Raw genomic sequence first — 11530 nt, 5'->3', positions numbered from 1 at the left:
GGTGACCCGTGACCGGACCTGCCCAAGGCAGCCGCTGTCCAGTGGGTCCAGGACGTCACGCCACCGCTGGGAGGTCGGGGGTGAGAGCGCTCGGGAACGCGGGTTCTCGTGCCGGGGGGAGGGGGCGCAGCCGCGCTGGCGGCGATTGAAGACTCAGTCGAGGAATCGGTGGGGAAGGTCGCGCCGGGCGCTGACGCGGAGGTCTCCACCCTTCGCGGCGCCGGTCGGAGTGCGCTCATCAGCCGTTGTGTCAGATCGGTGCCTGCCGCGTGCCGACGCGCTCGCCCGAGCCGCCAGCCCCCGGTGGTACCTCCCTGAGCCCGGCCAACCAGAACTGGTCCTTCACCCTCCCGATGACCACCGTGATTCGCTCGCGCGGCCGAACGGGAACCGCCCCCGGACTCGTCGGCGGGCCGAACACCGCGGAATGAGAACCCCACGGCCGCCGCGATGGCCGTCCTCCGCCTCCGCCCTCGACCCAAAGGCCACACGAGCGGAGCCACGTCCGGATCCGCTGCCGAGAGATGGGGTTGGGAGGGATTAGTCTTGATTCGCACACCCCGATGCCAGGAGAGCCGTGAGTAGTATCGACCCGCATTCGATGCGTGCCGCCGACTCCGACCGCGACCAGGTCGCCGAACGGCTCCGTGAGGCCGCGGCCGAGGGGCGCATCGCGCTGGACGAGCTGGACGAACGTCTCGAGCGCACTTACCAGGCGCGTACCTACGGTGACCTGATTCCCATCACGGCGGACCTGCCGGACGGGCAGGTGGCGCCCGCCGCCGGCGCGGCCCACCTCGCCCGGCAGGGTGGTGAGGTCCTGGAGCTCCGCGAGAAGATGGGCAACATCATCCGCCGAGGGCAGTGGGTGGTCCCGCACAAGATCGTCCTCAGCAACCCAGGTGGGGCGACCCGCCTGGACTTCCGTGAGGCCAGCTTCCAGTCCTCCCAGGTGGAGATCGAGGTGACTCTCTCCTGGGGTTCCGCCGACCTCATCTTCCCGCCCGGCGTGACCGCCCAACTGGACCTCGACACCTCCTGGATGGGGCACGTGGTCAACAAGCTCGACGAGGTCGGCGGCGCCGACGGTATGCCCCATGTGCGCATCACGGGTGAGTGCAAGGGCGGGTACCTGCGCACGAGATACGGCCGCGTCCGGCGCCGGAAGTAGACCCCCGCGCGGTGGGCCGCACCGGGTCCACCCGGTTCGTGTCCGATGACCTGCGACGATCGCCCTCGCCTGGTAACCCGCCGTGATTCGGCGCACACTACTGCTGTACGCTGTGCGCCGCCGACGACAGGAACGACCAGAAGGGACGGGCAGGATGCGGTACGAAGCACACACGGCGAAAGCGGGGATCGCGCTGACCGCGGTTCTGAGCGGTCTGTTACTCACCGCCTGCGGAGGGACTCCTCCGAGCAGGAGCCCCCACCAGAGGACGCCGAGACCGCGCCGGAGGACGGCGGGGACGCCGCCGAGGAGGACGCTGACGAGGGCGGGGAATCGGGCGACGGAGGCGACGGATCGATCCAGGAGGCCGACTGGTCCACCACCCCCCGGGAACACCGTGGCCAGGACGGATCCGAGTTCGTCTACGACTGCCCAGCCGACGGCGATGAGGACAGCGCGGGTCCCCTGTGGGGAGATGAGCTCTACACCGACGACTCAGCGGTGTGTCTGGCCGCGGTCCATGCCGGCGAGATCACCTTCGAGGACGGCGGCACGGTCACCATCGTGATCGAGCCGGGCGAGGACTCCTACGAGTCCACCGAGAGCAATGGTGTCGAGTCCTCCTCCTGGGGAAGCTGGAGTGGCAGTTACCGGTTCGTCGCCGGCGGAGGCTGGATCGCGGACTGAGCCGCCTTCCTCGGGTTCGCGGGACGGCGCACCACCGTCGCGGGCCGCGTACACGGTCACGGGACGGCGGCGCCCACCACGGACGTCCGAATCCGGTCGACGAAGCCCGGCGCGGAGGTCAACCGCGGGGCGCCGAGGACGCGCGGCGAGACTATAGGGTCATGAGCATGCTGAGTGACTCGGGTGACGGCCCACTGAGCGGTGTGGGCGACATTGACTGGCGCGGCCGGGTGGGCGACGGAGGAGAGCAGGTTCCCGAACTCCTCGCGGAACTTCACCACAGCGAGGACCCGCTGGAGGCCAGCTATGCCCTCGCGGAGCTCCTGAACTATCCCGCTCCGGGGCATGTGGCCGCACCCGGTGTGGTCAGTTACCTGGTTCGTATCGCGACCGACGCGGCGACGGTCCGCCCCTACGACGTGCTCGCCCTGCTGCACGAGTTCGCCGCCGGCCGCCCCGGCGACGCGATCCCCCGTCCGCGCGACGTCCAGCTCTGGCGCGACGAGGTGGCGTGGGTCTCCGGACACACAGTGGACGAGGCCACGGACCGCTACCGGACGTGGATCGCCGAGGCGCCCACCGAACAGCGGCATCGCCGGCACACCACCCAACTGAAGGCGCTCACGACCGGCGGCGGCGCCCTCGTCGCCGCGGAGCTCGCCACCCACGACGCCATCCGTGAGCGGATACCGCGCCTCATGCGCCTCGTGCACGATCCCGTGCTGCGCAACCGCGAGTACGTCCCCCAGGAGGCCGCGAACCTGTTCTCGCTCTTCCCGGAGGAGGCCAGCCGGCTCGTTCCCCTCCTGCGCGCCTATGAGCGACTCAGCGACATTCCCGACGAGGATCTCCCCTCCGCGCTGTTCGCGATCGGCGTGCTCAGCGACGAGAGTGACGCCCGCGCCCTGGAACTCCTCGAGTCCAAGGTCTTCGACGCCGATGACGCCACGAGCATCGCGGCGGCCGTCGGCCAGGTGCACGTGTTCGGTACCAAGGTTCCCGAACACACCACAGAGGTCCTGTTGCCGCACCTGGCCGCGCCGGACCTGGACGAGATCTTCCCCTCGCCCTACGCCGACGTCGACGACCACACCCACCTGATGCTGACGGCGGGGCTGCTGGGCGAGCGGGCAAGGGGCGCGAAGGCGGACGCGTTCGGCACGTTGTGCGCGGTGTGGGACGCGGAGGTCGACGCGACCCTCCTGGTGACCGACGCCCTGGAGTTCGCCCTCGGCCCACGGTCCCAGGCCTCCGGTGACGTCGCCCCGGACTCCGTCGACGCGCACGGGCGACAGGCCCTGGCCGCCGTCGCCACTCTGTCACCCCAGGCGTGGGAACACAGCCAGGTCAGCGAGCTCGCGGCGGCGTGGGGACTGCCCGCCGAGCGGGACGCGTACGTGCCTTTGTTCGGTTCGGACGGGTCGGAAGGCTGGGTCCGCGACGGGGGATCGGGCGAGTAGTCGCCGGTTCCCATGAACCGTGTGGGGCGCCGGCCCCGCGCTGGTGGGCGGGAGCACCCGCCCACCGCGGTGTGCTCCGCGTCACGTGTTGTCGTGCCGTGGCAGTGGCCGTTCGGGTGAGTGGTGTGGAGCGGACGAGAGTCGTGGGGGAGTCGTGTCGGCCCGTCCCCCGTGCGGTCGGTGGGTTGTCGTGAAGTCGGCGCACCGTTGCCGACGACCGGGGCATGCGTGATGGGTCCGTGACGACGGGGGAGCGGAGTGCCGGACCGTGGAGGACTAGGGGTACGTCGCGTCCGGGACGTGGGTCGGAGTGGTCGGGCCGGTGCCCAGGCTCTCCAGGGCTCCACGTACGGAACCACCGGCGTCGCGCAGGGCGATGACCGCCGACTCGACCGGTACGCCGGCGAGCATACTCACCAGGGCGACCCTGGTGTTGCCGCCGGTCTCGGCCAGGGTCTCGGCGCAGGTGTCCTCGGTGTAGCCGGTGGCCTGGGCGAGGAGTCCCACCATGCGGCCACGAAGTTTGGCGTTTCCGGCGTCGACACCCACCATCAGGTTGGAGAAGGTGCAGCCCAACCGGACGAGTGTCGCGGTGGAGAACGCGTTGAGCAGTAGCTTCTGCGCCGTTCCGGCTTTCATGCGGGTGGACCCCGCGATCACCTCCGCTCCGGTGTCCACGCCGACATGGACGTCGACCTGGTGGGCCAGTGGGGACCCCGGGTTGGCGCTGATGAGGGCGGTCACGGCGCCCACCCTGCGGCACTCCCGTAACGCGCCCCCGACGTAGCGGGTGGTGCCACTCGCGGTGACGCCGATCGCGACGTCCTGCGCGTGGACACAGGCGGCGTCGGACGCGCCGAGCCGATCGTCGTCCTCCGCCTCCTTGACGGACTGGGAGAGGGCCCGGGGGCCGCCCGCGTGGTGAGCCACGAACAGGTCAGGAGGCACACCGAAGGTGGGCGGAACCTCGGCCGCGTCCAGAGCGGCGAGCCGACCGGACGTCCCGGCGCCGAAGTAGTGGACGCGACCACCGTGGCGTACCCGCTCCACGGCCGCGTCGACCACCCGCGCGAGCTGCGGCAGAACCAGGGCGACCGCGTTGGGCACCGTGGCGTCGGCGGTGTTGATGTGTTGGAGGATGCCGAGGCTGGGCAGGAGGTCGATGTCGTGGGTGTCGTGGTTGCGTTCTTCCGTGGGGGCGTGCATGACGGGCACTGACTCAGTCATCGCGGCTCCGGGCTCGACGTTGCTGTTCACCACGGTCGATGCGCAACCCCTTCACGGCCTCGAAGGTGGACTCCAGGGCTGCGCGGCTGTCGCTGTAGCGCAATTGCGCGAGTCCGACGAAAACGCAGTCCACCACGGTGAGCTGCGCGAGCCTGCTGGCGGTGGCTCCTGATCGGAACGTCGTCTCCCGAGCCGCGGTGGTCAGGCAGTGGTCCGCGGTCTCGGTGATGGCGGATCTCGGGAAGTTGGTGATGGCCACGGTGGTCGCCCCCCGGGCCCGGGCCTGGGCGAGGGCGGCGATGGTGTCAGTGGTGGCACCGCTGTGGGAAACCCCGATCGCCATGTCGGTGTCCTCCAGCACCGCGGCGCTCGTGCGCATGGTGTGGGAGTCGGACCAGGCGAAGGACGTCACTCCGATGCGGTGCAGTTTCTGCTGGAAGTCGGCGGCGACGAAGGCGCTCGCGCCCACTCCGTAGATGTCGATGCGTCGCGCACCGGACAGGGCGAGGATGACGCGGCGGAGCTCCTCGATGTCGAGCTGCGCGCCGGTCTCCTCGACGGCGCGGGCGTCGGTGTAGGCGATCTTCTCGACCACGGTGAGCAGAGTGTCGTCGGGGTTGATGTCACCACCGATGTCCCGATGCTCCTGCCCGGCGCTCCGCGCCTGTCCCGACTCCGTGGCGAGCGTGATTCGCAGGTCACGGTACCCGGAGAAGTCGATTGTGCGACAGAAGCGAATGATGGTCGCCTCGGACGTTCCGCATTCCTTCGCGAGCTGGGTAATCGAGCACGTCGTGACGTGGTCCGGATTGTCCACCACCGCCCGGGCCACCCGACGTTCCGCTGGCGCTAGGGAGGGGATGAGCGCCCGGATCCGCACTACCGTGCTGGGAGCGGCACGTGTCGGGGCGGAAGTGTCGGGCGTTGTGTCGTCGGGAGAGGGATCAATTGTTGCCATGTATGAAATTTTCCTTCGTCGGCTTTGAGTTCGTCAATACTTTTCGTTATCGGAGCTATACGTGCACTCGGTGGACGCTCAGCGTAGTAACGTGCGGACGTTTTGTGATCCAACTCCGAATAATCAACGCGTGTTTGGTCCAGGGGAGGAACCAATGGTGCCGGTGGGAGAACTCGTACTCGGTGTCGATGCTGGTGGGACCAGCACCACCTGCGTTGTGGCTGACGAGGACGGCCTGGTCCGCGGCCGGGGGAGGGGAGCGGGAGCCAATCCACACTCCAGTCTCTACCCAGAGAACGCGCTCCGGGACGCGATCGGCGGCGCGATCGCCTCGGTCCAGGCTGACCGGATCCGGCGGGGGGTCGTCGGGATGGCCGGCGTCGCCAGCGCCCCACACGCCGCGGACATGGTGTACGGCGTATGGCGGGGCCTCGGACTGCCCGGGCTTCCCACCGTGCGCGACGACATCTCCGTCGCCTTCGCCGCCGGCACCGAGCGACGCGGCGGGCTCGTCCTCATCTCCGGGACCGGCGCCGTCGCCGCGCGAATCCAGGACGACACCGTGGTGCGACGCTGTGACGGAAACGGATGGCTTCTCGGTGACGAGGGGTCGGCCGTGTGGATCGCGCTGGCCGGACTTCGCGCGGTGCTCGCCGCCTGGGACGATCGCGGCGCGGACACGGTGTTGCGACGTTTGCTGCCGCTCGAGCTCGGAGTGGACCCGCACCGTCCCCAGGACCTGCGCGCCGCGGTCTACTCCCGGCCGCCCGCCGAACTTGGTCTGCTGGCGCCGACAGTCGGTGCCGCGGCCGACGCGGGTGACGCCGTCGCCTGCCGGGTGACCGCGTCCGCCGCGGAGCGGCTCGTCGACAACGTGACCGCGCTGCGTCCGGGCCCGGAGGAGACCGTCGTGCTCTCGGGCTCCGTGCTCAACAGTGGCCCTGTCGGGTCGCTCGTGGTCCGACGCCTGCGGCGCCGCCTCGGTCGGAAGCCGGTGTTCGCGGGAGACGGCGCGCTCGGCGCGGCCGGGATCGCGCTGCGCTCCCACGGCGCGCCGGCCCATAGTCACGCCGCGCTGTTGGCGCTTCCCGAGGTCGCCCTCGGGTGATGCCGGGTCCTCCGTCCCCCGATCCCTCCGGCCCTACCCGTAGGCCGGTGTATCCATCTGTTGAGATGACGTCTAACATACGGACCCCTGTGCGATATCTGCGTCTTGTCCGTATGTAGGAGTGCCGTGTCCCCTCACCCCAAGGCCCCTCCAGCCGAGCCGATCCGTCGGCCGTGGCTGTGGGTCGTCCTCGTGCTGATCCTTCTCGTGTCCGTCCCCTGGTACTGGCCCGCGGGAACCCTGGAACCCGTCGTGCTCGGGCTTCCGCTCTGGGCCTGGACCACTCTCGCCGGTTCGGTCGCCCTGTGCGGCTATCTCAGTTGGTTGTGCGCGACCCAGTGGCCCGACGCCGACGAGGAGGACACCGATGAATGACCTGACCTTCGCCGGTCCGCCCGGCGTCATCGTGCTGGTGGCCTACGGCGCCGCCATGCTCGGCATCGGATGGTGGGTGAGCCGGACCCGCGTCGGTGTGCGGGACAGCATGCAGAGCTACTATCTCGCCGGCCGACACCTGGGCATCATCGTCCTGTTCTTCACCTTGTACGCCACCCAGTACAGCGGCAACAACATCGTCGGCTACGCTCCGTCCGCCTACCGGCTCGGGTTCGAGTGGTGGCAGTCGGTCATGTTCATGACCGTGATCATCGGTGGCTACCTGCTCTTCGCGCCGAGGCTCCAGCGCATCGCGCGCCGCGAACGGTTCCTCACACCCACGGACTGGCTGCGCCACCGTTTCGACTACGCGCCGATCTCCGTCCTCGCCGCGCTCCTGATGCTGTGGGGGTTGGGCAACTTCATGCTGGAGCAGTTGGTCGCGATGGGGCACGGAATCGCGGGCCTCACCGGCGGAACCGTCCCCTACCAGGTCGCCATGCTGGGCTTCGTCTTCGTGATGGTGGCCTATTCGTGGATGGGCGGAATGCGTGCGGTCGCGTTCACCGACGTCATGCAGGGTGTCGCCCTGCTGGTGGGTGTCGCCGTACTGGTCATCGGGGGACTGGTCCTCATCGGCGGCGACCTGGGCGACGCCTTCACCCACGTCGTCACCGAAGAACCCGACAAGGCGGCCGTCCCCTCCCTCGAGGGGTCGGTGTCGTGGCTGTCGATGCTGGTGCTGGTGGGGATCGGGGCGGCGGTGTATCCGCACGCCATTCAGCGCATCTACGCCGCGGAGAGCACCCGCACCCTTCGTCGATCGTTCGCGTGGATCGCCTGGATGCCGCTTGTCACCACGGCGGTCATCTTCGTCGTTGGAATCATCGGAATTCAGCTCTATCCCGGACTGTCCGACGGTGAGTCCGAGGAGCTGGTCGGCCGGATCGCCAACGACGTCGCCGCCCTCGGACCCTTCTACTACGTCATGATGATCCTCCTCTTCGGCGGGATCATCGCGGCGATCGTGTCCACCGCGGACTCCGTGCTGCTGAGCTTCTCCTCGATCGTCTCCAGCGACCTCTACCAGCGCCACATCAACCCCGGGGCGAGCGAGAAGCGGGCGCTGTTGGTCGGCAAGGTCGCCGGGCTCCTCGCCGTCGCGGGACTGCTCGTGCTCGCCTGGAACCCACCGACGCTGCTCGTGAACATCTTCGTCCTCAAGTTCGAGCTGCTGATCCAGATCGCCCCGGCGTTCATCATCGGTCTTTACTGGAAGCGCATGGCCCGGATCCCGGTGTTCGTCGGGATGCTCGCCGGCGCCGTCCTGTCCGGCGGCATGGCGCTGGCCGGTGCCGGGACCCTCTTCGGGATCCACGCCGGAGTCGTCGGGCTGGCGCTCAACACCCTGATCGCCGTCGTGGGATCCGCCCTGTTCGGGCCGGACAAGCCGCACCCCACCACCGACGCCAACAGGGAGAAGAGTTTGTGATCGGCCGGTTCGCGCGTGACACAGGAATCGCTAGGGTGATCACATGGCACAGCAGAACGGTGACGGCGACATCGATCCCGCCGCGACCACCGGAAAGTTCCAACGTTTCGTCAGCGAGAACCCAGAAGAGGAGCCGACCCCGCACCGCCCGGTGCTCCCCATCGTCCTGGGGATCATCGCCGCGGTCGCGCTCGTGGCCGTCATCATCATCGCCGTGTTCGCGATGATGTAACCCCGGTGGTGGGAGTCCTCACTGCAAATCCAGTTCGCGAGCACTCCCCGGCGCTGCTAGAGTTAACTCGCCGGTGAGCGGACAGGCCCGCCCACCACCACACCAGCACCATTAGCTCAATTGGCAGAGCAACTGACTCTTAATCAGTGGGTTTGGGGTTCGAGTCCCTGATGGTGCACCACGGCACAGACGCCAACCGAAGGCCCTGAGTAGGAGCGATCCAACTCAGGGCCTTCGTCGTGCGTCCGAGTGAGTCAGACTCGGATCGGGCCGGACACGGGGATGGTGCGCTTATCGGCCGTGGACTCCCGCGGGGAAGTCACCGCGAACAGTCGTGACGCCTCGGCCGACGCCCGTGCTCAACACGGGTCCCCGAGTGTGCGGCGGCAGGTGAGGGTGAGTGTCTCCCGGACGAGGTCCTGTCGCTCGGCCAGCTCGGGGGTGGTCACGAGCTGCTGGCAGCTCGACGCGACCGCCCATGCGGAGACGGTGACCATCATTTCGAGATCGCCGGGCACAGTGGGGACTTCCCCGGCGGTTCGTGCCTCCTCGACCGCCACGCGGATCTCAGTGACCCACGGGCTGAACAAGGTCTGCCACCAGCGTTGGTGTTCCGGGCTGCTGGCGGCGAGTCCAGCGGCGGAGCGGAGGAGTGCGGCGTTGTCGTTCCACATCGCCATCACACGGTCGACGATCCGACTGATGTACTCGCCGAAACTCTCAGTGCGGCGAAAGCGCGCGTCGAAGTCGGCCAGCGACGCTGTGACCCGTGCTTCCACCGCGTCCCGCAGGATGTCTTCCTTTGAGGCGTAGTAGGTGTAGACGCTCGCGGGGCTGATGCCCGTCGGGCCGGCGCCAGCGGCGATCTCGCTGAGCTGGATCTCACCAAGGGACTTGCCCGTGGTCTCGATGATGGCCAGCAACGCCGAGTGAATCTGCTCCCGTCGAACCAGACGCTGGCTGGAGGTGGAATCCGCGCTCTCCCGCCTGCGTTGGGCGGTCTCTCCTCGGGTCGGCACACTCATGGCCGCAAGGGTAGCCGTCGCTGAAGGGTCCATCCACGCCGCCGATACGATCCGATCCTCCTCGAATCAATTCGGTGTTGCCCGAAAGGAGTTGACGAGGGTGAGGGTGAGTGCGAGACTCGCGGCGAGCTTGACCCAGAGTGGGTAACCACGATCGAGGGAACGGGAATGCGCTGGCTCTACGCTGCGGTGAGTCCGACCGCTCACTGTGTTCGTGTGGCGGGGATCGCGGTCCTACTGTTCGTCAGCGCCTGCGCGTCAGGTCAGGGGGAGGCACCGGAGTCGGGGAGCGAGCCCCAAGAGCGGGAAGACGGTGAGCAGGGGGACTCCGGTGCACGACCGGAAGACCCCGAGTCCCAGGAGACCAACCTGTGGACGCTGCCCGAAGCCCGAGCCGACATCAGCCTGCACCGGGTGGACGACGACCACATGGTCGCCCAGATGTCCCTGGTCAACGAGGGCGACGCGTCGCTGCCGGCGAACATGGAGCCCCTCTACACCCTCCTGAACGACGAGTATCAACAGGCAGCGGGGGAAGTGCTCACGGGAGTCGCGTGGCTGGATCCCGGGGGGCGTGTGCTGCACAAGCCCTTCGTCGATGATGAGGGGTCCTGCCTGTGCAGTGACACCGGGGACGCAAGCACTCTCGGCTCGGCGGGGAGCGAGCGCGATACCTGGGAGGGGTACGCCGTCCTCCAGGCGCCTCCGGAGGACGTGGAGGAGCTAACCGTCGTCACTAGGGTGGCACCGCCGTTCGTCGACGTCCCGGTTCAGGAGGGGGCGCCGGACGGGCTGGACTATGCGGCGCCCGCGGACGCCCCCCAGGCCGAGCCGCAGCCCGCGGAATTGGAGTCGGTGGTGACCTCCGAAGAGGAGACGGTGATCGAGGACAGTGAGGCCACGAACATCAACCTCTCCACCGACGTGCTCTTCGACGTCGAGGAGTCAGAGCTGACCGGCGAAGCGGACGCGTTGATCGAGGACGTGGCGGGCCAGATCGAGGACGCCGAGGCCGCTGAGGTCACGGTCGAGGGCCACGCGGACAGCACCGGCGACGACGCCATCAACGACCCCCTGTCCCAGGACCGGGCCGACGCTGTGCGGGACGGCCTCGAGGAGTCGGTCGACGCGGACGTCGACTACACCACGGAGGGCTACGGCGCGGACGACCCGATCGCCAGCAACGACAGCGAGGAGGGCCGCGCACTCAACCGTCGAGTGACGATCAGCGTGCCCAAGGACGCGTCCGTGGACCAACGCGTCACGGGGGAGGAGCCCGAGCGGAGCGAGGGCACGGCCCCCGAGGACGTGAGTTTCACGGGACCCGCGGGCGACCCCGACAACCCCGAACTCCAAGCCGACGTGGCCCTCACCGACCTGCGCGCGGTGACCGACTCGACCGCGCTGTTGACGTACCAGGTCACCAATCCGGAGGACGAGAACATCGGGGTGGGACTGGACATGGGGCAGTCGTGGATGGACTTTCGCGTCCACTCCGCGCACGCCGTGAGTCTCGTGGACGGCGACGCCACGGCACACCCCCTCCGGGTGGAGTCCCTCGACGGGGACGACTTCTCTCCCTCCTGTCTGTGCACCTCCGCGTCCGGAAGCGACCTCAGCGCGTTGATCATCCGACCCGAACGGACCCACAACTACTACGCGTTCCTGCCCATCACACCCGGCAGCACCACCGTCGACATCTCCTTCGCGGACATCGGGGACGCTCGGGACGTGCGGATCCAGCGGTAGTCAGGGGGATCGAGAAGCCAGCGAAACCGCAGCGTTCACTCGGCGA

Annotated in this window: 11 protein-coding genes and 1 tRNA gene; 9 read left to right on the top strand and 3 right to left on the bottom strand. The window is 68.6% G+C overall.

Annotated features, from left to right (window positions below; all coding sequences use genetic code 11):
• Positions 1-577: 577 nt before the first annotated feature.
• The 3 genes from J4H86_RS10005 (at position 578) to J4H86_RS09995 (ending at position 3318) form a co-directional block, all read left to right on the top strand.
• A complete protein-coding gene (locus J4H86_RS10005) occupies positions 578-1171 on the top strand; it encodes a DUF1707 SHOCT-like domain-containing protein (protein WP_236543235.1) in 594 nt (197 codons plus the stop codon).
• Positions 1172-1216: 45 nt separating this feature from the next.
• Positions 1217-1858 (top strand): LCCL domain-containing protein, encoded by a 642-nt coding sequence (locus J4H86_RS10000; protein WP_236543234.1) that lies wholly within the window; start codon positions 1217-1219, stop codon positions 1856-1858.
• A 161-nt stretch (positions 1859-2019) separates the two neighbouring features.
• A complete protein-coding gene (locus J4H86_RS09995; RefSeq protein ID WP_236543233.1) occupies positions 2020-3318 on the top strand; it encodes a hypothetical protein in 1299 nt (432 codons plus the stop codon).
• Positions 3319-3594: 276 nt separating this feature from the next.
• On the opposite strand, the gene J4H86_RS09990 is transcribed toward J4H86_RS09995, so the two are convergent.
• Positions 3595-4545: an N-acetylmuramic acid 6-phosphate etherase gene (locus J4H86_RS09990; RefSeq protein ID WP_236543232.1), complete on the bottom strand. Its 951-nt coding sequence runs from the start codon at positions 4543-4545 to the stop codon at positions 3595-3597.
• Entirely contained in the window at positions 4538-5503 is a 966-nt protein-coding gene (locus J4H86_RS09985; RefSeq protein ID WP_236543231.1) for a MurR/RpiR family transcriptional regulator, read from the bottom strand. Before J4H86_RS09985 ends, J4H86_RS09990 begins: the two co-directional genes overlap by 8 nt.
• A 154-nt stretch (positions 5504-5657) precedes the next feature.
• Between J4H86_RS09985 and J4H86_RS09980 the strand changes: the two genes are divergently transcribed.
• The 5 genes from J4H86_RS09980 to J4H86_RS09960 all read left to right on the top strand — a co-directional run bounded on the left by J4H86_RS09980 (position 5658) and on the right by J4H86_RS09960 (position 8891).
• Positions 5658-6611, top strand: coding sequence for an N-acetylglucosamine kinase (locus tag J4H86_RS09980; protein ID WP_236543230.1), 954 nt, complete (start codon positions 5658-5660; stop codon positions 6609-6611).
• A 126-nt stretch (positions 6612-6737) separates the two neighbouring features.
• Positions 6738-6986, top strand: a complete 249-nt coding sequence (locus J4H86_RS09975) for a hypothetical protein (RefSeq protein WP_236543229.1) — start codon at positions 6738-6740, stop codon at positions 6984-6986.
• Positions 6979-8478 carry a sodium:solute symporter family protein gene (locus J4H86_RS09970; RefSeq protein WP_236543228.1) on the top strand — a complete coding sequence of 500 codons (1500 nt, stop codon included), beginning with the start codon at positions 6979-6981 and terminating at the stop codon, positions 8476-8478. Before J4H86_RS09975 ends, J4H86_RS09970 begins: the two co-directional genes overlap by 8 nt.
• A 43-nt stretch (positions 8479-8521) precedes the next feature.
• Complete coding sequence (locus J4H86_RS09965) at positions 8522-8710, top strand: hypothetical protein (RefSeq protein WP_236543227.1); 189 nt, start codon at positions 8522-8524, stop codon at positions 8708-8710.
• A gap of 105 nt (positions 8711-8815) precedes the next feature.
• Positions 8816-8891 (top strand) — tRNA-Lys (locus tag J4H86_RS09960).
• Positions 8892-9069: 178 nt separating this feature from the next.
• Here the strand turns inward: J4H86_RS09960 and J4H86_RS09955 are convergent.
• Positions 9070-9735 (bottom strand): TetR/AcrR family transcriptional regulator, encoded by a 666-nt coding sequence (locus J4H86_RS09955; RefSeq protein ID WP_236543226.1) that lies wholly within the window; start codon positions 9733-9735, stop codon positions 9070-9072.
• Positions 9736-9903: 168 nt separating this feature from the next.
• Here J4H86_RS09955 and J4H86_RS09950 point away from each other — a divergent pair, with 168 nt between their 5' ends.
• A complete protein-coding gene (locus J4H86_RS09950) occupies positions 9904-11484 on the top strand; it encodes an OmpA family protein (protein WP_236543225.1) in 1581 nt (526 codons plus the stop codon).
• The last annotated feature ends 46 nt before the right edge of the window (positions 11485-11530 follow it).

Source organism: Spiractinospora alimapuensis, assembly GCF_018437505.1.
Lineage (GTDB): Bacteria > Actinomycetota > Actinomycetes > Streptosporangiales > Streptosporangiaceae > Spiractinospora > Spiractinospora alimapuensis.
Note: the sequence above shows the minus strand (reverse complement) of the source record. Positions and strands in the feature narration are given on the sequence as shown.